Source organism: Phaeobacter sp. JH204B (genome assembly GCF_048055755.1).
GTDB classification, from domain to species: domain Bacteria; phylum Pseudomonadota; class Alphaproteobacteria; order Rhodobacterales; family Rhodobacteraceae; genus Phaeobacter; species Phaeobacter bryozoorum.
Genome location: NZ_JAYMXF010000021.1, coordinates 14,629 through 35,836 on the forward strand (window position 1 = coordinate 14,629; position 21,208 = coordinate 35,836).

14 protein-coding genes are annotated in these 21,208 nt (G+C 64.6%); 7 read left to right on the top strand and 7 right to left on the bottom strand.

Annotation, left to right across the window (positions count from 1 at the left end):
• Positions 1–67: 67 nt before the first annotated feature.
• Complete coding sequence (locus VXL81_RS12855; RefSeq protein ID WP_340547824.1) at positions 68–274, top strand: hypothetical protein; 207 nt, start codon at positions 68–70, stop codon at positions 272–274.
• A gap of 186 nt (positions 275–460) precedes the next feature.
• Here the strand turns inward: VXL81_RS12855 and VXL81_RS12860 are convergent, their stop codons facing one another.
• The 5 genes from VXL81_RS12860 to VXL81_RS12880 all read right to left on the bottom strand — a co-directional run bounded on the left by VXL81_RS12860 (position 461) and on the right by VXL81_RS12880 (position 9,586).
• Entirely contained in the window at positions 461–1,216 is a 756-nt protein-coding gene (locus VXL81_RS12860) for an amino acid ABC transporter ATP-binding protein (protein ID WP_416554593.1), read from the bottom strand.
• Positions 1,213–1,887 carry an amino acid ABC transporter permease gene (locus VXL81_RS12865; protein ID WP_340547826.1) on the bottom strand — a complete coding sequence of 225 codons (675 nt, stop codon included), beginning with the start codon at positions 1,885–1,887 and terminating at the stop codon, positions 1,213–1,215. The genes VXL81_RS12860 and VXL81_RS12865 overlap by 4 nt, the downstream gene beginning before the upstream one ends.
• Positions 1,888–1,895: 8 nt before the next feature.
• Positions 1,896–2,627, bottom strand: a complete 732-nt coding sequence (locus tag VXL81_RS12870; RefSeq protein WP_416535237.1) for an amino acid ABC transporter substrate-binding protein — start codon at positions 2,625–2,627, stop codon at positions 1,896–1,898.
• 283 nt (positions 2,628–2,910) lie between these two features.
• Entirely contained in the window at positions 2,911–7,161 is a 4,251-nt protein-coding gene (locus VXL81_RS12875; RefSeq protein ID WP_416554595.1) for a non-ribosomal peptide synthetase, read from the bottom strand.
• A 415-nt stretch (positions 7,162–7,576) separates the two neighbouring features.
• Positions 7,577–9,586: a polysaccharide pyruvyl transferase family protein gene (locus VXL81_RS12880; RefSeq protein ID WP_416535221.1), complete on the bottom strand. Its 2,010-nt coding sequence runs from the start codon at positions 9,584–9,586 to the stop codon at positions 7,577–7,579.
• Positions 9,587–9,901: 315 nt separating this feature from the next.
• Between VXL81_RS12880 and VXL81_RS12885 the strand changes: the two genes are divergently transcribed.
• Complete coding sequence (locus VXL81_RS12885) at positions 9,902–11,146, top strand: glycosyltransferase family 4 protein (protein ID WP_340547830.1); 1,245 nt, start codon at positions 9,902–9,904, stop codon at positions 11,144–11,146.
• Positions 11,147–11,293: 147 nt separating this feature from the next.
• Here VXL81_RS12885 and VXL81_RS12890 read toward each other — a convergent pair whose 3' ends face one another.
• Positions 11,294–12,070, bottom strand: coding sequence for a helix-turn-helix transcriptional regulator (locus VXL81_RS12890; RefSeq protein WP_340547831.1), 777 nt, complete (start codon positions 12,068–12,070; stop codon positions 11,294–11,296).
• 404 nt (positions 12,071–12,474) lie between these two features.
• Positions 12,475–12,711 carry a hypothetical protein gene (locus tag VXL81_RS12895; RefSeq protein ID WP_340547832.1) on the bottom strand — a complete coding sequence of 79 codons (237 nt, stop codon included), beginning with the start codon at positions 12,709–12,711 and terminating at the stop codon, positions 12,475–12,477.
• 384 nt (positions 12,712–13,095) lie between these two features.
• Between VXL81_RS12895 and VXL81_RS12900 the strand changes: the two genes are divergently transcribed.
• From VXL81_RS12900 to VXL81_RS12920, 5 genes are all read left to right on the top strand, one after another.
• Complete coding sequence (locus VXL81_RS12900) at positions 13,096–14,289, top strand: helix-turn-helix transcriptional regulator (protein WP_416554597.1); 1,194 nt, start codon at positions 13,096–13,098, stop codon at positions 14,287–14,289.
• Positions 14,286–15,113 (top strand): hypothetical protein, encoded by an 828-nt coding sequence (locus tag VXL81_RS12905; protein ID WP_416554599.1) that lies wholly within the window; start codon positions 14,286–14,288, stop codon positions 15,111–15,113. The genes VXL81_RS12900 and VXL81_RS12905 overlap by 4 nt, the downstream gene beginning before the upstream one ends.
• Positions 15,114–15,518: 405 nt before the next feature.
• Entirely contained in the window at positions 15,519–17,843 is a 2,325-nt protein-coding gene (locus VXL81_RS12910; RefSeq protein ID WP_416535224.1) for a calcium-binding protein, read from the top strand.
• A 162-nt stretch (positions 17,844–18,005) separates the two neighbouring features.
• Entirely contained in the window at positions 18,006–19,772 is a 1,767-nt protein-coding gene (locus VXL81_RS12915; RefSeq protein WP_416535225.1) for a type I secretion system permease/ATPase, read from the top strand.
• Positions 19,769–21,172, top strand: coding sequence for an HlyD family type I secretion periplasmic adaptor subunit (locus tag VXL81_RS12920; protein ID WP_416535226.1), 1,404 nt, complete (start codon positions 19,769–19,771; stop codon positions 21,170–21,172). The genes VXL81_RS12915 and VXL81_RS12920 overlap by 4 nt, the downstream gene beginning before the upstream one ends.
• Positions 21,173–21,208 lie beyond the last annotated feature (36 nt).

Here is a 21,208-nt window from a genome sequence, read left to right on the forward strand (position 1 = left end):
GCTGCGTTGAATTCAAAGGGTAACTCACCTACTCTCAGCTCAACGGTCTCCAAAGGAGTTTTGGATTATGAACAAGTTCTTCGCAGCACTCGCCCTGGCCACCCTGGCCGCAACCACCACCGCCTCCGCTCAGGAAGAAGGCACCCCGACCCTGCTCGGCGGTACCGGCCTTGAGCAGGGCACTCTGATTGCAGGCGGCGTTGCCGCTGCGGTCATTCTGGGTGTGATCCTGAACGACGACGACGAAACCAGCACCACCACCACCACCAACTGATCGCCTGCGATCTGATGGGGTGCGGCAGGATCTGACCTCCGCCCGGCGCGCCTGAGCAGGGCAGGGTGTGGATCCCAGGCTGACAGCGTCTCAGGAATACCCATCCTCGCGATGGAAAAAAGCGGGCCAGTGGCCCGCTTTTTGCGTCTGGATCGTCTCTGCGATTGATGTCTCCGACGGCGGGCGTCACCCCACCCGGCGCAGGAAGGCCCTTGTGCGCGGATCCTGTGGCGCGTCAAAGATCTGCGCCGGCGGGCCCTGTTCGACAATCCGCCCTCCTTCCATGAAGACCACGCGATCGGCGATCTCACGGGCAAACTGCATCTCATGGGTGACGATCAGCATGGTCTGGCGCTCTTCGGCGACCTTGCGCATCAGCGCCAGCACCTCGCCCACCCATTCGGGATCCAGCGCCGAGGTCGGCTCGTCAAACAGCATCAGCTCGGCCCCCAGCGCCATCGCGCGGCCAATGCCGACGCGCTGCTGCTGGCCGCCCGACAGGCTGGCGGGATAGGCATCGGCCTTCTCCGCCAGACCGGTCTCCGCCAGGATCTCCAGCGCGCGGGCGCGGGCTGTGTCGCGGGGCTGCTTCTGAACGGTGACCAGCGCCTCCATGATGTTTTCCGCCGCCGTCTTATTGGCAAACAGCGCATAGTTCTGAAACACGAACCCCGTGCGCCGGCGCAGGGCCAGGATCTCCGCCTTGCTGGCGCGGGCGGCGTCCACTTCCAGATCCCCAATGCGGATCAATCCCGCATCGGGAGCATCCAGAAAATTGAGACAGCGCAGCAGCGTCGATTTACCGGTGCCCGACGGGCCGATGATGACGATACGCTCGCCGGGCTGGATGGTCAGATCGATGCCATCCAGCACCACCGCATCGCCAAATGTCTTGCGCAGCCCGGTGATGGAAATCGCGGTGTCGGATCTTGCATCGCTCATCGTGCATAGGCCTTGTTCAGATGGGTCTCCAAGAGCCGCTGCGCCAGCGACAGCGCCTCCACCAGAATCCAGTAGATCACCGCCACCACCAGGAAGGCCTCGAAATAGAGGAAACTGCCTGCGGCCTCTTTCTGGGTCGCCCCCATCATTTCAGTGACCCCCAGCGTAAAGGCAAGCGAAGTGCCCTTGATCATGTCGATGAAGTAATTGACCAGCGTCGGCGCCGCGATCCGGGCCGCCTGCGGCAGCACGATACGGCGCATCATCTGGCCGCGGGTCATGCCGATCGACTGCGCCGCCTCCCATTGGCTGCGATCGACGCCAAGGATGGCGGCGCGGATGCTTTCGGCCATATAGGCAGCAAAATGCAGGGTCAGCCCCATGATTGCCGCGGTGACCCCGTCAATCTGGGTCAGCACCGACAATACCTGCGGCAGCCCGTAGTAGAACAGGAACAGCTGCACCAGAAGCGGCGTGCCGCGAAAGAAGCTGATGAACAGCACCACCAGCTGGTCCAGCACCGGGATCCGCAGCACCCGTTCCACCGCCAAGAGGGACGCCAGCACCAGTGCCAGCGCCATGGCCACCACCGCCATGAACAGCGTCAGCGGCACATAGCTCAGCAGCACCGGCACCAGCCCCAGCATATAGGCGAGGTCCAACCCCTGCATTTACCGGCTCACTTCTCGACCGCTGCGGTGGCAACCGTGATATCGGTGCCGAACCATGTCTGCGAGATCTCGGCCAGCCTGCCGCTGTCGCGCAGCCGGGTCAGCGCCGCATCCACACGGTCGCGCAGCGCCAGCCCCGCCTCGTCCTGACGGAACGGCAGGGCATTGCGGATCTCGGAGAAGGGCGCGCCGGCCAGCGCCAGCGGCAGCGGGCTTTCCTGGATCAGCTGGGCCGAGGACACCCGGTCCATCACAAAGGCATCGACCCGCCCCAGTGCTGTATCCTGGGCGATATTGGCCTCATAGGTCTTGATCTCGATCTTGTCGGCCTCCGGCAGGTTGCGCAGCAGCTCCTCGAAGTTGGAGCCGAGGTTCACCGCCACGGTCTTGCCCGCCAGATCAGCAGGGCCTGCGATACTGTCCTCATTGCCGCGTTTCACCACCACCTGGGCGCCATCAATGACATAGGCTTGGGTAAAGGCGAATTTGGCGCTGCGCTCGGGCGTGATGGTGATCTGGTTGGCGATGGTGTCGATACGCCCGGCATCCAGCGCGCCGATCAGCCCGGAGAAGGACATGGTGACAAATTCCACCTCAAGGCCGGTTTCCTCGGCCACCGCATTCATCACATCCACTTCAAACCCCTGCAGCACATCCTGCCGCACGAAGGTAAAGGGGAAATAGCCGCCCGACATGCCCACCCGCAGCGTGTCGGAGGCAAGGGCTGAGGAGGCGGACATCAGGCTCACGGCGATGGCCGCAGTGCGGGCAAGCCGGACAAATGGTTTCATCATGACAAGGGAATCCTTTTGAGTTCGGCCCCGACCTAATCCCCCTGCCGCCGGGGACCAAGATGTCGCAGGCCCGGAAATGACAAATAAGCCCGCCTGTTCGCAGCCAGACGGCAGGCAGAGAACCAGCCTACGGAACAGACGCCGCAAAGCGGGAACTTGTTCCCTTTTTGGGTCGATTTTCTCGGGTTTGTTCCGATCCGGGCCGGAATGCGCCCGGATCTGAGCGGGATCAGCCGGTTTTCCCATCTGCCGAATGCGCCATCAGGCGCGCCATATGGCGGGCCAGCTGCTGCACATTGGGTGGCTGCAGGATCGACAGGTGTGATCCCGGCACCTCGATCAGCTCAAACCCGGCCTCGGCCACCGGCGCCCAGCCCAGCCCATGGGCCAGCCCTTCGGAGCTGTCAAAAAGATCGTCGCCGGCCCGGAACACGGTCAGCGGCGTGGCCAGCGGCTCCGGCGCGTAATGTTCCACCGACTGCTGGTTTGCCGCGATCAGCGCGTCGATCGTCAGTTCTCCACCACCGCCGGTTTGCTCCAGCCGCCGCCGCTCAACGGCATTGCGCAGCAGATCAATCCGATTACCGACGATATGGCGCAGATAGGCAGGCCCCATGCGCCGGAGCAGCTGCAGATGGGCGCTCAGCCTGGCCCGGCCCTGTACCCGGCTGCGCCCGGCCGGCCCTTCGGCATCAAACAGCGCCACCAGCCCCAGCTCGCGCCCCGCCGCCAGCAGCTGACGCGCCAGTTCAAAGGCGAAATAACTGCCCAGAGACACCGCCGCCAGATGCACAACCCCGCTGGGGTAATGGGTCTGGATCTCGTCCAGATACATCTTGGCGGTGGTCCGCACCCCGGTGGGGGTGTCATCATCCAGCAGGCCGATGCTCAGCCCGTAGACCGGCTGGTCGGGGCCAAGGGCACGGGCCAGCGGGCGATAGAATTCCTCGTTGCGGCCCAGCACATGCACGCCAAACAGCGGCGGCCGCGCCGCGCCATCCTGGATGATCACCAGATGATCGGGCAGGCTGTGGCCTTCCGGTGTTTCCGGCGCGCCGGTCTGTTCCCCGTTCTGCTCCGCCTCCAGCGCCGCCGCCAGGGCGCGGGGGCTGGGGGTCAGATGCAGCGCCGCCAGGCTCAGCCGCTGGCCCAGATCCGCCTCGATCCGGCCAATCAGCCGCATCGCCAGCAGCGAATGGCCGCCGCGGTCATAAAAACTGTCATCCGCCGCCAGATCGGGCTGGCCCAGGATATCGGCCATCATCTCCGTCAGCTGCCGGGCCAGCGGCGAGGGCGGGGCAGAGGTGTCGACCGCCGCTCCGGCGTCCCGCCGCAGACGCAGACCGAGCGCCCCTGCGGCCTGCTCCGGGGCGGGCAGGGCGGCCATGTCGATCTTGCCCCCTGCGGTGCGTGGAAACTCTGCCAGCGCCACCAGCGCCGGACGCATATGGGCGGGCAGATCGCGCTGCACCACCTGCTGCAACGGGCCGAGATCCCATTGGCCATCGCCCGTCTGCGCCACGCCCCGGACCCAGCAGCAGAGCTGCGCCGCAGGCCCATCCTTGCCCCGGACCGCCGCCAGCGCCTGCACCCCGGGACAGGCGCGCTCCAGCACCTGTTCGACATGGCGCAGATCAATGCGAAAGCCGCGCAGCTTGACCTGCCGGTCCTGCCGCCCGAGAAAGGCCAGCGTGCCATCCCCCCGCCAGGCAGCGCGATCCCCGGTGCGATAGATCCGCGCCGCCGCGCGCTCCGCTGCAAAGGGGTCGGGCCGGAACGCCCGCGCGGTGTCCTCGGGGCGGCCGATATAACCATCGCTCACCGCCAGGCCGCCAATCCACAGATCCCCGGCCACCCCTGCGGGGGCCAGGCTGCCATCAGCGGCCAGCACATAGGCGCGGGCATGGGCGGTGGGGCGGCCGATGGGCACATCCTCCTCCGCATCAACCGGGCCGCCCGGATCATGCAGCGTGCAGGTGATGGTGGTTTCCGTCGGCCCGTAGCCATTGAGCCAGCGCACCCCCGGCGCCAGCTGCTGCCAGCGCGCCAGCGCCTGCGGGCTGACCTGCTCCCCGCCGACGATCACCAGCCGCACCGAGGGCGGCAGGCTGCGGCCACTGTCGGCCATCACATCGCACAGCACATGCCAGAAGGCGGTCGGCAGGTTCAGCACCGTCAGCTCCAGCGCCGCCACCCGGTCCAGAAACAGCCCCGGCGCGCCGATCATATCGGGCGCGCGCAGCACCACGCAGGCGCCGGCCAGGAGGCTGGGCAGCACCTCCTCGATGGCGACATCAAAGGACAGGCTGGCAAATTGCAGCATCCGGTCGCTGGCCTGGAGGTCAAAGGCGGCGGTGATGGCGCTGGCATGGGCCAGAAGCGCCCGCATCGGCACCCGCACCCCCTTGGGTTTGCCGGTGGACCCGGAGGTATAGATCACATAGGCCAGCCGCGCCGGATCCGGCGCGGGGCGGATCGGCGCTGCGGATCGGGGCTGCGCCTGCCCGGCCCCGGGCGGGATCCAGACCAGCCCGTTTGAGGTCAGCGCCGTCTCATGTTGAGGAGCCTGATCGGCGGATTCACTCATGTCAGAGCCTGAAACGGTGCCATGATCCGGCCCGCCGATGCCCAGCCGGGTGCCGCTGTCCTCCAGCATATGGGCCATCACCGCCGCCGGGTAGGTCGGGTCCACCGGCAGGAAGGCGGCGCCAACCTTCAGCACCGCCAGCATCGCAATGATGAACTCCGGGCTGCGCGGCAGGCAGATGGCGATGATATCGCCGGCCTCCGCCCCCTGCGCCTGCAGAACCCCCGCCAGCTGATCGGCGCGGGCCTGCAGATCGGCATGGCTCAACACCGCGCCCTCGGGCGCCATCTGCAGCGCCGGGGCATCCGGCATCCGCGCCGCCGTGGCCTCCAGCCGGGTTGCCATACAGGGCGGGGCCGCTGCCATCTCCCGCGCCAGCCTCTGCGCCAGCGCCGGATCCGGGCGGCCCTGTCGCACCAGCTGCGTGACCTCCGCCTCCGGCAGCATCCCCAGATCGCGCAGGGCCATGCCCGCGGGCGCCGTGGCGAGGCTCTGCAACAGCTGGCACAGGTGATCCAGCATCCGCTCCACCTGTGTGCCCGGCAGCACCTCGGGATCATATTCCAGCATCAGCAGCGGCTGTTCATCGCCATAGACCGCCAGGGTCAGCGGCATCGCGCCCTCTTCGCGCAGTTCCACCCGGCGGTGCCGCCAGGGGGTCTGCGGATCGGCGCCGCCGAGGCTGCGCATCCGCTCGTTCAGACTGTCGCGTTCGAACATCACCATGCTGTCAAACAGCGGCACGCTGCCCGGCAGCCCGCACCAGCCGCGCATATCCGCCAGCGCGGCATGTTCATGATCGCGCAGCGCCACCGCATCGCGGCGCAGGCGCGCCAGCAGCCCGTCAACCGTCTCGCCCCCCGACAGATGCAGATACAGCGGCACCGTATTGATCAGGCAGCCTACCGTGCGCCCGCAGCCCTCCAGAAGATAGCGCCCCGATCGGGTGACCCCGAAGAGCGCCGTTTCCCGCCCGCTCCAGCGCGCCACCAGAAGCCCCCAGGCGGCATGGACCATATTGGCCAGGGTGGCCGCGCCGCCGCCCTCTGTCGCCGTGACCGCGCCTGCGCGCTGCATGAGGGCGCGGCGCAGCTCGGCCGGCAGATGTCGCTGCAGGATCCGCTTGCGCCCGGAGCTGTCCTGCGGTGTGTCGGCCGGCAGATCCGCCAGCCGGGCAATCTGATTGGGGGTTTCGAATCCCTTGAGGTGATCCTGGAAAAACGCCCGGCTTTCCGCCCGCCCCGAGACCTCCGCCACGGCCGGGCTGAAGGCGTCAAAACCGGTCACCGGCGCGGTCTCGGCAGGCAGATCGCCCGCGCTCAGCGCCGCAAAGACATCCTCCAGCACCACCGCCATGCTGCGGCCATCGACCAGCACGTGGTGGATGGTCCAGACCATCACCGACCGCTCCGGCCCCAGCCGCGCCAGCAGCACCCGCCAGGACACCGCCTGCTCCAGCGCGCAGCCCCGGTTGCGATCCTCGGCCAGGAACCGTTCCAGCCGGGCGGTCTGATCCTCCGCCCCCAGCCCCTGCCAGTCCTCGGTCTCCACCGTGACCTGCGCCGCGGCCACGGCCACCGGCGCCACCTGCAGCACCGGCTGCGGGCGGCCCTGCCACAGCACCGCGCTGCGCAGCACCGGATGGCGGGCGCAGACCTGCTGCCAGGCCGCCTGCAGCGCCTCGGGCGCGGGCGCCTCGGCGTCCAGATGCACCACGATCTGTTCCAGATTGACCCAAGGTCGGCCGGCAGCCGCGCTTTCATAAAGCAGCCCCTGCTGCATCGGCGTCAGGGGGATATCCCGCGCCCCGTCCACCACAGACGCTGCCTGAAGATCCGTCTCGCCCATCGCAGATGTCGAGCCAGGCTTAGCTGCCTGTGAAGTACCGGTCATGATGCCCCCTACCTGGCATCGGGCCTGGGCCAACCCGCGCCATACTTTCGATCCTGTGCCGCGCCCAGGTGGTCTGGGTATCACGTCACTCTTAACATCCACCTGTCTGCGGCCCTTCCGGCCCGGCTTCCGATGATGCCGACCGCAGGACCAAAGGCTACCAGATCAAACGGCAGACGAACAATAAAACACCACCCGGCCACGATCACATCTCCGTCTGATCCGGCAAGATAGGGAATTTGTCGCACCCCGGTTCGGAATGTGCTCCGGGTGTAAAAAGCTCCTTAATCAATCTTATGTTAAATTATTGCACATTCACCGCGTCGCGGCGATATATTCAGCGGGCAGATGTGACAAAGGCCGCCTGACAGGCGGCCTTTGTATCTGGGTTCGACATGACACCAGCAGCAGCGGATCATTCCGCCGGGGTTTTCTGGGCAACCAGCTCCCCCAGCACCTGCTCCAGCGCCGCCGCGTCGCCGCCGCGCAGGCAGGTCAGCACGGTCCGGGGCAGACGGCGCTTGGCGCGCAGCAAAGGGGTCACCGGGCGCTTGCTGTCATGGGACAGCTCGGCGTTGATCAGCCGCGATCCGGCCGCCGCGCGCAGCCGCTCCACATGAGCCAGATCCAGCGGATGATCGCCGTGGATGGCATAGATCCGGGCCGCCCGGTCACAGCCGCTGCAGCCATCGCGGTAGCCACTGCTCCAGTCCAGCTTGCGCGCCGCCGGGAAACGGGTCTCTCCGGGGATCAGATCCTCGGCCAGGGTGGTGATCGGCTGCAGCGCCACCACGTTTTCCGCGCCGATCAGGTCGGCAAAGGCCATGGCGCCAAAGGCCCCCATACCGGAGCCCAGCACATGCACCTTGTCAAACCCAGCCATCCAGGCGCGGGTGTCCGGTGCCCGGAAATACTGTTCCAGATCCAGCGGACGGTACCAGTTCTGCTGATGCGGCAAGACCGACAGCACCGCATAGCCGGATTTGATCAGGAAACGCTCGCCAAAGCCCGGACGCAAGGGATCCTTGCGGTCCAGCGCCTGGCCTGCCCCTTCAAAGGTGACAACCAGCTCCCGCGCGCCCTCCGGATGCAGCCGCCGCATGGCATAAGACGGGGTTAGCGTGGTGGTGGGCCACAGCCCCTCTGGCAGCGCTTCTTCGGGGGCCTTCTGGCTGCGGATGGCGCCCAGATGGCCTTGCCGGTCCACCGCAGGCACCGGCTGCGGCTCGTCGGGCACGATGGTGTCGACCTCCAGCCCGTGTTCGGCCAGCGCCGCCACATATTCGGCATGCCGCTGGCGATAGGTCGCCTTCATCGTGTCCAGCATCTCGGGCGACAGATATTCATCCAGCGTCGCCTTCAGCCCCTTGCGCATGAATTTCTGCGTGTTCAGCGCCGGCAGGCCGAAATGTTCGGTCAGCTCGGCCACCCGGTTGTCATGCTTGAGGAAAATCGCCGGCTGACCCGCCTGCAGGGCCGCCACGCCACCGTGGAACCGGTCGCCGATATAGACATCATGCAGCATCGCCGCCTGCCGCCAGGCGCCAGCCTCGGAGAAGTAATAATAGCGGTTGAAATCGACCTTATGGCCGCATTTGCGGCTCAGCCAGCGATTGAGCATCTCGGGCTGGGCAATATTATTGCCCTCATTATAGCCAAACCGGTCCGTGATGAATTTACCATAGGCAAAGATCTCATCCTGGAACACATAAGAGGCGTCGATCTTGTCGAACGCCTTGGCCAGTTCGGTGCCGCGTTCAACGATGGCGCCGTCGCGCATGGAGAAATGGCCTGCGGTCATCACATTGGCCTGACGCCCCTTGGCCTGGGCTGCGGCCCCGTCGATGGCCATGATCGACTGCGGATAGACATAGAGACTGGGGCAGCCCAGCACGGTGGTGTTCTCCAGCCCGTTGTTGGCCAGCCACTCTGCCGTCTGGGTGCCGCGCACCCCAAACAGATTGGCCCGTTCATTGAGCAGCGCCAGAAGATCGCGGTTGCCCGGCAGCAGGTCCTCAAACGCATGGCTGCCCTGCATCCCGGCCCCCAGCACCACAAAAGGCACCCGCCCATCCAGCGCCTCCAGCGCGGTAAACAGCCGGATACCATCGTGATTGGGGCGGATAAAATTGGCCAGTGACACCACGATCATGTCGAAATGCTCGGCGATGGTCTCGGCATAGCCCTCACCGAGGTTTTTCTGCAGATTGGCAATATTGCCCACCGCCGACCCATCCGGGTCCTTGCGCAGGCTGCGCGCCGGGGCTTCGGCATGGATGATATTGCCGCGATTCCCGGTCAGCCTATGCGCCGGTTTCAGACCGAACAATGTGTCCGTCACCGTCGGCGGCACCCCCAGGATACTGGAGAGTGCCGGATCCGGACGGTGGACCGAAAGCACGGGAGCGTGGAAAAGGATTCTCATATATCACCAGATGTTACTCGCCATAGCCTCCACAAACGGATGGTATGGCCTATTGAAAATAGGGGATCGGCAACCGCGCTTTGGCGTCTCCGGCGGCCGCAGCCCCCGGGATTGCTGCGTTGCGCGCATGTTAGCGCCATGACCTCTGGGGACAAGCCCGGAAAACCCGGCAGAGGCCCCTGGTGGTGAAACCCTGCCCATGGGGGCGCCCCGCGCACCCGCGCGCCTGGACATACTGGACGCCCGGCCAGATCTCCCCGCCCGCGCCCCGCCGAAAGGGTTGCGCCTGCCGCCCTCTCGCGGCATGGATAGGGGATGAAATTTCTCTTTGTGCACCAGAACATGCCCGGCCAGTACCGGGAGATGATCCAGTGGCTGGCCGATCAGGGCGAGCATGAGATCGTGTTTTTGACCCAGCGGAATGATGTGAAGCTGCCCGGGGTCACCACCGCAACCTACAGCAGCCATCACCAGCCTGCCGCCGATGCCTACGGGCTGTCCAAGGACTGGGAGGCGGCAGCCGGCAATGGCATTGGCGCCGCCCTCGCCGCGCGCCAGCTGGAGGCCAGGGAAGGCTTCAAGCCCGATATCATCATTGGCCACACCGGCTGGGGGGAGCTGACCTTCATGAAAGAGGTCTGGCCGGATGTGCCGATCATCGGCTTCTTTGAATATTTCTACCGCACCACTGGCGGGCTGGTTGGCTTTGACCCGGAAAATCCCCCCGGCGAACACGCAGGGTTCTTTGCCCATGCCCGCAACACCGTGCCCTTTGCCAATATCGAGGTGGTCGATCTGGGCCACAGCCCGACCTACTGGCAGCGCGACCGCTTCCCCAAGAGCTTTCACGACAAGATCTACGTCAGCCATGACGGCATCCGCACCGACCGGCTGCAGCCGGACCCACAGGCCAGCATCGGCCTCGGCCGCCTGCCCCGGCCGCTCAGCCGCGACGATGAGGTGATCACCTATATCGCCCGCAATATGGAACGCGCCCGTGGTTTTCACGTGATGATGCGCGCCCTGCCCAAGATCCTGTCGGAACGCCCCAATGCGCGGATCCTGATGATCGGCGGCAATGAGACCTCCTATGGGCGCGAAAGCACCCATCCCGCAGGGCTGCGCGGCGAGATGGAGGATGAGCTGGGCGACAGCGTCGACTGGAGCCGGGTGCATTTCCTCGGCCGGGTGCCTTACAGCGATCTGTGCAAGATCATCCGCATCAGCCGCTGCCACATCTATCTGACCATGCCCTTTGTGCTCAGCTGGTCGTTGCTGGAATCGATGTCGATGCAGGCCACTGTCGTCGCCGCCGATGTGGAGCCGGTGCGCGAGGCGGTGACCCATAATGAGACCGGCATGCTGGTGGATTTCTTTGATCCCGGCGCGCTGGCCGATCAGGTGGTGGATGTGCTGGCCAATCCCGGCGCCTATGCCCATCTCGGCCCCAATGCCCGCGCCCATGTGGTGGAAACCTACGATTTCCTGACCCGCTGCATGCCCGAGCACGCCCGCCAGATCAACGCGCTGCTGCCTGCGGGCAAACAGCTGAAGATCTGACACCCGGGTCGGCAACCGCCCAGTCTGTAACAGTTCGGTCCGCAGCAGAGTATCCGGGGATGATCTGCGTCGACCCGGGATCCAGCCCCCCAGCATGGATCCATGGCCGACGCAGCCCCGACCTGCCCGGCCCACCAGATGGTGGGATCAGGACAGGAATTGCTCCGACGCCCAGATCGCGGCCTGGGTGCGGTTCTTGGCACCGACCTTGCGAAAACAGGTGCGCAGATGCACCTTCACCGTGGCCTCGCAGATGCCCAGCTCATTGGCGATGGATTTATTGGTGGCGCCGTCGATCAGCTTGGTCAGGATCAGCCATTCGCGTCCCGACAGCCCGCGCGCCGCAGCCGAGGCCGGCATCCGGCGCAGGTCCACTGGCAGGGGATCGGCCGGAACACCGTTGGGTTTCCCCTTGTTAGAGCCTGCCTCAGACAGGCTCCCATTGACCCGACCGTCCAGGGTCACCGCCGCAAAATCCGCAGAGGCGCCGAGGGTTTCCGCCGCCTGGTCGCCGCTGGATGTGGTCACATCCGCCGCCCGCAGCGCCGCGGAAATATCCGATGGCACGATCCGATAGCCGCTTTGCACCACCCGCAGCGCCGCAATCAGCGCCTCGGCCGATTTGCGTTGCGGGATCACCGCCTCGGCATAGGCGCTGAGCGCATTCTGCATGCTGGTGGAACATTCGCGCCCCATGATCAGGATCAGCAGAGAGGCGTCATTGCCCTCTTTGAACTGGCGCAATTCCTCCACCAGCTCCGGTCCGGTTTCATGGCTGTAATATAAAACCAGATCATCCACCCCCAGCCCGGAGAGCGTCGAAAGCTCATCGCAGCAGGTGCCGATCTGGTAGTCGTTGCTCTGGCAAATGGCGAGGAACATGTCGCGTAACAAGCGACTTTCGCCCACAATATGAACAGGCATGATATACCCCCATACTCTTAAAAAAACTGATCCACACACGATCAGATGGTCTCAATGAATGATCTCCGGAACAGGGAGGTCACCGGGCTTTTCTGCGGGTTTGGAACACCCCGCCCTGGCCCTCGCGGTGCTGTTGCGACCCCCGTCACAGATGGCACCCCGGTGTTGTCTTATGTCTTGTGTTTTTGTCCTTTCGATCAGATGAGCGCCGCATTGCGACCCGGCCGACCAAGGGAACGCCTCAGCCGCCTGCCCGCAGGCCATCTCTCAGCTCCCCGCTGCAGCCCCCCCTATCACGGGGAAGTTTCACAGGGCCTGCTGTTCAGGCGGGCCTCCTCCAGGCCAGCCCCCTAAAATGCCGGGGCCAAATATCACGCCCCCCTGCCTCCAAATTGCAGCCCGTATCAGCGCTGCACCGCTATGCGGCACTCCAAAATAGCCCGAATCCATCCGTTTTTGTCAAAAAACTTACCCATTGGCGAAATGTTGGCGCCACCAGAACCAAAGCCTAAAGTATTGTTTTCGATATAGGCTTTTGTTTTATCAACAAGAATATCCTCAGGGCGGGCAAATCCAAAGATGTGCGAATTCCTTAATTCTGACCCGCCTCGGGCCGGTTTCCACAACCTAATGGTGTTCAATCTTCGCGAATCCTACCGCAAGAGATGGAATCACCCTTCCTTTGTTGCGCCCCCGCCCGGATCCTTACCCCCTCCGAGGTAGTTCTCCTTGAGCCCTTCACTCAGGCGGCGGATCTTTGCCAATATCTAATCATTTGAAAAATAATAATATTATGGAAAATACTGAATTGGCCCTTCGCGGTGACTTGTGGCTTACCCTGCGTCACAACACCAGATATTGATTAAAACTCAACCCTCTGTGGGTTCGCCCGTTGGTTGATCGCAAGGACAGCCCAAACCAACAGCGAATCGTCACATCCGAAGGGGTACGCCCTCTGCACAATTTGACGGCACCGGCGATATGCTAGGCTGGGACATATTCGTTTTGATATGCCGGGGGGCAATATGAATGTGTTCGGGGGCGCCGTGATCCACACGGGCGAGATCGCTTTTGCGCGATCGTTTCAAAGACAAGTTTCATCCATCACCACCACCGCCATTGCCGAGATCGACTGCACCGGGCCTGCCCGTCTGCTGGTGACCACATGTCTTGTGACCAGCGGCGACGGGGCCAGCAGCGACGGGGCCAGCGGTGCCGGATCCGCATCACGATCCGCAGCCGGGTCGCGGCCGAAACCGCCCAGGGAGGATCTTCGCTCCCTGCTGCGCAGCGGGCCGCTGATCCATTGCACCCAGCTGCATGATCCGCAGAGCCATCCCAACGCCTGGCCCGACTGGCTGGATCCCGCTGCCCTGCGTGCGGATGGCTCTGGCCACAGATCTGGCCGCTGGGTGGTGTTTGCCTGCCGTTTTGCCGATGGCAGCGAAGACCGGGTCGCGCTGCATCTGGAAGGCAGCCAGCATGACAGCCATTGCGCCGATATCCTGCCTGCCATCTGGCCGCTCACCCGCGAGGATGTGCTGCGCGAGATGCTCGCCGGCACACCGGCGCCGGAGCTGGCCCTGGAGGCCTCCGAAACCTCCGAAGCGATGCTCTGGACAATTTCCACCAAAAGCGACAGCGCGGTTCTGGTGCTGGACAGCTCGGGCCGACTGCTGGATTGCAATGGGGCCGGCTGCGACATGCTGGCGGCAGGCAATCTGCTGTGCAACAGCGACGGCGTGCTGCGCTGTGCCAACAGCCGGGAAACCCGGGCGTTTTACGCAGCCGTGCAGGAATGCGCGCGCACCCCGACCCAAGCAGCCGCCGGATCCCATGTGCCCGGCGGCGGGGCCAGCCAAGAGCTGATCCTGTTTCTGCAGGATGCCAGCTCGGGAATGCGGCTGCCGGTCTCGCTGACCTGCTATCTCTGTGCCGACACCCGGCGCGCGCTGGTGGTGGCGATCCTGCCGCGCCAGCCCGATCAGCAGCGGATCGAGATGCTGGCGCAGAAAATGGGGCTGTCGCCCTGCGAGGCCCGGGTTGCGGCGCTGATCCAGCTGGGGCTGTCCAACCGCGAGGCTGCGCATATTGCGGGCATCAAGGAACAGACCTTCAACACCTATGCCAAGCGGGTGATGTCCAAGCTTGAGGTGGCCGGGCGCACGGAAATGGCGCAGCGGCTGACCTGGCAGGCCTCTCTGGGGAGAGCGTCATGAACAAGGTAACCCATGAAAGCCTCACCCAGGGGCCACCCGCACCGGTCGCGCCAACCGCGGCCTCGATCGGCGCCGCAGCCCTGGCCGCCCAGGACCGCCGCGCGGCAGACCCCACCACAGGATCGACCACGGATGCGACCAGAAACACCGGCAAGGCCAAGTCGGCAGCCGGATCAGAAACCGCAGCCGAGCCGGCATCAGATATCGAGATGGAGAGCACCACGGATCAGACCACGCAGAACACCGACAAGCCGCGCCCCGACGGGGAGCCGGCCCATGCAGAATCCACATCGGAGGCCGCATCGGAGGCCGCCGCCCACAGGCTCGCCCCGGCGGATCTGGACCAGCTGGCCGCCCATCTGCGCGGCGGCCCCCAGCCTCTGGCCGGGCGCGGCGATCTCATTGAGCTGCACAAGCGGATCACGGCGATGTTCGCCACCCTCAACGACGGGCTGGGTGAGATCTACACCCGGAAGGCCGAGGCGGATCGCAAGGCGCTGAGCGCGCGCATCGACACGCTGGAGGAGGCGGTGAACCGGATGGAAGGGGCGCTGCGGATCGAGCTGGAGCCGGTGCTGCGCAACAGTTTTGCCAGGGTGCTGGCCGACAGCTCCGCCCACCGCCGCAGCCTGCGGCAGCGGCTGGCACGCGGGCTTGGCCAGGGCGGATATCTTGCGCTGATCCTGGCGCTCGGGCTGGCGGCGGGCACGCTCTATCACAGCCGGATTTCCGCCGCTGCCAGCACGGCCTGGAGCGAGGCGCAGATCCATTGGGCCAGCCTTGTCCGTTTTGTTGAAACAACCAGAGAAGATCCGGGCCAATAAGCAGGGAGACGGCCTGGCGATATCTGCAAATAATAGACTCTAACAAAGGATAAAGAGTCTTTCTCTTTCGGGGGTGCGACATCCCTCCGGGCCGGACTGCTGTCCCAAATCCCCGGCCCGGAAAAGATGCGTCGGACGGCTTTGGTGCCTGTCCCACATATCTCGCAGAAGAGCCCGCCGGGCATCTGATGCCGCACCCCCGGAAATCGACAATTTGAGGAAAATTTGTCCCCATTTGGGGGCATCCACCCCACCCGATTTGCGATGCAATCACCATCAGAGACCCAAGCGGTCTTTTGGTACTGGTCAGGTCCCACACCCAATTTCCCCTGGCCAGATTTCTAAAGGGGGTCGCGTCGGGGGGCGCATCACACTCCCGGTATATTAATTAGGAGGATGTTTAAGATGGGTAGACCAGACGAAGGCTCACCATGGGAAGAGTGCAATCCAGACTGCGAGATCATCTTTGACGAGGACAATAAATTCAGTCCCAATTACAATGATGGCACCACGGAACGTGGCGGTCGCGATGGCAATGTCATCAATCTGAACGACCATGATGCCGGTGACAACGCCGCAGCTGGCGGCGGCAATGATGCGGTCTATGGCAACGAGCGCAACAACCGGCTCGATGGTCAGTCCGGCCAGGACTATATCGAAGGCCGCGGCGGCAATGACGCCATCAATGGTGATGGTGGCAATGATACCCTTTACGGGGGCAATGGCACCAACGCGACCCGCGACGGCAACGACTGGATCGATGGCGGCGATGGCTGCGATTACATCGATGGCGAAAACGGCAATGACTCGCTGCTGGGCGGCAAGGATCAGGATACGGTCTTTGGCGGCAATGGCGACGACCAGATCTTTGGGGATGAAGGCGGCAAGGGCGATGGCTCCGGCGACGCCGGCGATTACCTCTATGGGGATCTGGGCGACGACTGCATGGACGGCGAAGGCGGCGACGACTGCATGTGGGGTGACCGCGGCGGCCGCGCTGGCGAATCCATCTATGACGGCGACGACACCATGTATGGCCGCGGCGGCAATGACCGGATGAACGGTCAGGGCGGCGACGACCGTATGGCCGGTGGTCTGGGCGACGACCTGGTGATCGGCGGCTCCGGCGATGACGAGATGTTCGGCGACGAACGTCAGTCCCAGGGCGACGATCTCGACTTTGGCTCTGACAGCGGTCCGGTTGGCAAAGGCCCCAATGAAGACGGCAATGACTGCATGCTGGGTGGCGATGGCCATGACACCATGGATGGTCAGGGTGGCATGGACACCATGTTCGGCGAAACCGGCGACGATCTGATGCAGGGCGGCCGCGGCCGTGACCTGATGGATGGTGGCGAAGGCCGTGACGACGTCAATGGCGATGCCGGCAAGGACACTCTCCGCGGCGGCAGCAACAATGACGTGCTCGAAGGCGGTGCCCAGGGCGATTTGATCTTTGGTGACCATGCCCGGGTCAAGGGCTATGGCGACATCGATTGGGATTGCTGCGACGACGACCCCAAAACATCGGTCGAGGCCTCAGCGCATACCAGCGATGAAACCGATCTGCGTCCCGTCGACTGCCCGGACTGCTACACACCGCAGGACGGTGGCGAAGCCGGCAATGACCGCATCCGCGGTGGCTCCGGCCATGACACCATGTTCGGCGAAGAGGGCAATGACGTCATCATCGGCGGCCGTGGTTTCGACCTCGGATATGGGGGTATCGGCCGGGATCGTCTTTATGGCAACCAGGGCAATGACACCCTCTATGGCAACGAAGGCGACGACTGCGTCCACGGCAATGTCGGCGACGACGTGCTGTTCGGCAACTCCGGCAACGACACCGTCAAAGGCGGCGATGGCGATGACCTGATCTACGGCAACAACCAGGCCGATACGCTCTATGGCGATGCCGGCAATGACACTATGTATGGCGGTCATGGCAATGACCTGATGCATGGTGGCACTGGCAATGACGTCATGAGCGGCGGCGACGGCGAAGACACCGTCAACGGCGATGATGGCGACGACCTGCTGATGGGTGACAATCGCGCGGATGAGCTGAACGGCGGCGACGGCGATGACGTCCTTCTGGGCGGCAACGGTGGCGATGACCTGAACGGCGACAATGGCAACGACTGCCTCTATGGCGAAGTTGGCAATGACGATCTGGACGGTGGCCGTGGCCATGACTTCCTGGATGGCGGTGAAGGCAATGACACCCTCTACGGCGGCGACGGCAACTTCAACGACTACCTGAAAGGTGGCGCGGGAGATGACGATCTGACCGGTGGCAACGGCAAGGATGTCTTCATCATCGACCTGACCTGGGACGGGGCTTCCTTCAGCTCCGGCGATGGCATCGACTGCATCAATGACTTTGACATTGATGAGGACCACGATGTGCTGGCCTTCCGCGTCACCAATATCGACGCTGGTGCAGGCACCTCGTCAGAGGCGGCCTTTGGCGCCCTGAATGGCGTGGCCAGTGTTTCGGATGATGGCACCGACACCACCATTTCTGTTGGTGGCGCCACCGTGGTCATCAAGGGTCTGACCAATGCCAATGGCTACACCTCCCTGGGACAGGACGCCCTGCCCTCTGGCGGTGTTGGCATCAATGCGGTCGGCACCGGCGACGCCGGCAGCTACGAGCCGATCCGGGTCGTGGCCAGCGATGACGGCTTTGACGACAGCTATGACAACATCTGGGGTCATACGCTCTGAGCCATAAGGAATGATCCTCCCGGGTGGCGGCCGCCACCCGGGGGGGTCTAGCCCTGGTTCAGGACAGCGATTTGGTCCCCGGCCAAGGATTGCCACCTTGGACCAGGGCGCTGATCTGCCAGCTTCAGAAACTTCACATCGTGCAACCGGGGGGTCACGGGTATGAAGACGAAACGGGTCTTTGACGGACAGCGGGGTGTTATCACCTCAATTTTTGTAGCGAGTATCTTTGTTAACCTGCTTGTCCTGACAGCGCCGCTGTACATGTTGCAACTGTTTGCCCGGGTCATGGCTTCGGGCAGCATGCCAACCTTGATTGCTTTGACCACCGGCGCGGCAATCGCGCTGGTGTTCTTCTTTCTCTTTGATGTCATTCGCCAGCGCCTCGTCGCCCGCCTCGGCTCGCGGCTGGAGGCCCGGCTGAGCCCGGTTGTCCTGCAAGGGATGATCAGCGGCAACCTGCCCGCGCCTCTGCGCACGGCGGAACCGATCCGCGACATTCAGGATCTGCGCGGCTTTGTCACCAGCCCGGTGTTCATTGCGCTCCTGGATGCGCCCTGGTCGCTGCTGTTCATCGGGCTGATCTTTCTGTTCAGCCCGATCCTGGGGCTGGTCTCGGTGGTGGGTCTGCTGATCCTGCTGGGGCTTGGCGTGCTGAGCGAGGTCTTTGCCCGCGCGCCCGGCAAGACCTCCGAGGAGGCCGCCCGCGAAACCAATGCCGCGGTTGAGGAGATGATGGTCAATGCCGAGATCATCCACGCCATGGGCAAGACCTCTGCCCAGATCGGCCGCTGGCGGGGGCGCGCCTTTACCGCCATTCTCTTTGGCACATTGGTCACCGACCGGGTGGCGCTGATGACCTCGCTGGCCAAGGCCACCCGCATGGGTCTGCAGATCGCCGTGCTTGGCGTGGGCGTGGTGCTGGTGATCAACAACCAGCTGACACCGGGGCTGATGATTGCCTCCTCGATCCTGCTGGGCCGGGCCGCCGCCCCGGTGGAGCAATCCATCGCCGGCTGGCGTGCCCTGCTCAAGGCCCGCAGCGCCATGGAACGGCTGAACCTCCTGCTGGCCCATGCCGAAGACACCAGCGACCGGATGGAACTGCCCGACCCCACCGGGCGGCTGTCGGTGGAAAATGCCACCGTGGTGCTGCCAGGGCGGCAGGATCCGCTGCTTCTCGACATCACCCTGTCGCTGCAACCGGGCCATGCGCTGGGGCTGATCGGCCCGTCGGGCGCGGGCAAGACCACATTGGCGCGGGCGCTGGTGGGGCTGCAACCGCTGGTGCGGGGCCATGTGCGCATCGATGATGCCGCCCTCACCGATTGGGACCCCGAACAGATCGGCCGCCATATCGGCTTTCTGCCGCAGCAGGTGGAGCTGTTCCGCGGCACCGTGGCCGAGAATATCGCCATGATGGATCCGACATCGAAACCCTCCGATGTAGTGGCCGCCGCCAAACTGGCCCGCGTGCATGAGCTGATCCTGGCCCTGCCCGGCGGCTATAACGCCGAAGTCGGCCCGCGCGGCGGGTTCCTCTCCGCAGGGCAGCGTCAGCGGATTGGCCTGGCCCGCGCCTTCTTTGGCGATCGCAAGCTGATCGTGCTGGATGAGCCCAATGCCAATCTCGACCCCGAAGGCGAAGAGGCCCTGGCCGCCGCCATCGAGGAGGTCTGCACCCGTGGTGCCATCGTGGTGGTGGTGACGCATCGGCTCAACCTGTTGCGGCGGGTCAGCCATGCCGCCCTGATACAGGAAGGGCGGATTGCCCGCTTTGGCGAGGCCCGTCAGATCATCGAAGCCGCCGCCCAGCCGATGAGCCGGGCCCAGAGCGATCCCAAGGTGACCAATCTCGCACCGCGCCGGGCGGCGGCCCGGACGGACACCGATGCAGAGGCCAGCACCGCAGAAGGAGCCCAGTCATGAGCCGCAGCAACAGCCGGGAGCTGGCCCCGCGCGCCGCCAGCGAGATTGAAATAAACCGGGGCTTTCAGGACCTGATGCCCGATGGCTTCACCCTGCCCCGCACCCCGCCGACCCGCGTGCGCCAATTGGTGCTGTGGATGCTGGTCTGCGGCTTTGGCCTGTTTGGCGGTTTGGTGTTCTGGGCGACCAGGGCCGAGCTGACCAGCGCCGTGGTCGCCCCCGGGGAATTCACCGTGGATGGCGACCGGCTCAGCGTGCAGCATCTGGAGGGCGGCATCGTCCGCGAGATCAATGTGGCCGAAGGCGATATGGTTGCCGAGGGCGATGTGATCGCGGTGCTGGACGGGCGCCGGATGCGCGCCAACCGCGCCATCCTGACCAGCCAGATGGCCAGTCTTCTGGCCCAGCAGGCGCGGCTTCAGGCGGAGCTGGCCCAGGCTGATCAGATCGAGATCCCGGCCGAGCTGGACCAGCTGATTGCCGAGGATCCAGAGCTGGTCTCGCTGTTTGAGGTGCAGCGCGATGTCTTCGCCAGCAACCGCGCCTTGTATGAAGGTCAGGTGCAGATCCTGCGCGACCGGATTGCCCAGCTGGGCAAACAGCTCATCGGGCGGCAGGCGCGGCTGACCGCGGTGGAGGATCAGCTGACCCTGATCAGGGGCGAGGTCGCCGATCTGCACAAGCTCTATGAAAAAGGCCTGGTTCCCAAGACCCGGCTCAGCGACCGGCTGTTGCAGGAAACCGGGCTGATGGGCACGTTTGGCGCGCTGGAAAGCGACAGCGAAAACCTTCAGGAGCGTGTCGCCGAAACCGAGGAGCGCATTCTGCAGGTGCACCGCGACACGGTGAACCGGATCTCCAGCGAAACCCAGCTGGTGCAGGAGCGTATTCTGGACCTGCGCCAGCGGCTGGATGCGGCGGAGGATGTGATCGAACGCCAGACCATCCGCGCGCCGCAGGCCGGCCGGGTGGTGGAGCTCTCCATCAATACGCTGGGCCAGGTGCTGAACCCGGGCCAGAATGTGCTGGAGCTGGTGCCCTCGGGCAGCGATCTGATTGTCGTGACCCGCGTCTCGCCCACCGATATCGACGAGGTGGTGACCGGTGGCCGGGCCCGCGTGCAGCTCACCGCCTATAGTTTCCGCTCCACCCCGCCGGTCCGGGGCGAGGTGGTGATGGTGGCGGCTGACAGCATTGCCGATCTCAACAGCGGCATTCCCTATTACCGCGTTCACATCCGCATTCCGCCCGAAGAGCTGGCGGCGCTGCCCAACGTCAAGACCCTGCCCGGCATGCCGGCCCAGGCGATGATCGAAACCGGGCGGCAGACCTTGGCGGATTACCTGCTCAGCCCGGTGCTGCGCAGCATGTCGAACGCGTTGAGAGAGGGGAATGGCTGATCAGGGATGCGCGGCCGGTAAGACGTCTGGCGTTTC

What these genes read in the sequence shown, in the direction of transcription:
- VXL81_RS12910 (WP_416535224.1), top strand. Translation starts at nt 15,519, where the DNA reads ATGGGTAGACCAGACGAAGGCTCACCATGGGAAGAGTGCAATCCAGAC.
- VXL81_RS12920 (WP_416535226.1), top strand. Translation starts at nt 19,769, where the DNA reads ATGAGCCGCAGCAACAGCCGGGAGCTGGCCCCGCGCGCCGCCAGCGAG.
- VXL81_RS12855 (WP_340547824.1), top strand. Translation starts at nt 68, where the DNA reads ATGAACAAGTTCTTCGCAGCACTCGCCCTGGCCACCCTGGCCGCAACC.
- VXL81_RS12880 (WP_416535221.1), bottom strand. Translation starts at nt 9,586, where the DNA reads ATGAGAATCCTTTTCCACGCTCCCGTGCTTTCGGTCCACCGTCCGGAT.
- VXL81_RS12885 (WP_340547830.1), top strand. Translation starts at nt 9,902, where the DNA reads ATGAAATTTCTCTTTGTGCACCAGAACATGCCCGGCCAGTACCGGGAG.
- VXL81_RS12860 (WP_416554593.1), bottom strand. Translation starts at nt 1,216, where the DNA reads ATGAGCGATGCAAGATCCGACACCGCGATTTCCATCACCGGGCTGCGC.
- VXL81_RS12900 (WP_416554597.1), top strand. Translation starts at nt 13,096, where the DNA reads ATGAATGTGTTCGGGGGCGCCGTGATCCACACGGGCGAGATCGCTTTT.
- VXL81_RS12875 (WP_416554595.1), bottom strand. Translation starts at nt 7,161, where the DNA reads ATGACCGGTACTTCACAGGCAGCTAAGCCTGGCTCGACATCTGCGATG.
- VXL81_RS12870 (WP_416535237.1), bottom strand. Translation starts at nt 2,627, where the DNA reads ATGTCCGCCTCCTCAGCCCTTGCCTCCGACACGCTGCGGGTGGGCATG.
- VXL81_RS12905 (WP_416554599.1), top strand. Translation starts at nt 14,286, where the DNA reads ATGAACAAGGTAACCCATGAAAGCCTCACCCAGGGGCCACCCGCACCG.
- VXL81_RS12915 (WP_416535225.1), top strand. Translation starts at nt 18,006, where the DNA reads ATGAAGACGAAACGGGTCTTTGACGGACAGCGGGGTGTTATCACCTCA.
- VXL81_RS12890 (WP_340547831.1), bottom strand. Translation starts at nt 12,070, where the DNA reads ATGCCTGTTCATATTGTGGGCGAAAGTCGCTTGTTACGCGACATGTTC.
- VXL81_RS12865 (WP_340547826.1), bottom strand. Translation starts at nt 1,887, where the DNA reads ATGCAGGGGTTGGACCTCGCCTATATGCTGGGGCTGGTGCCGGTGCTG.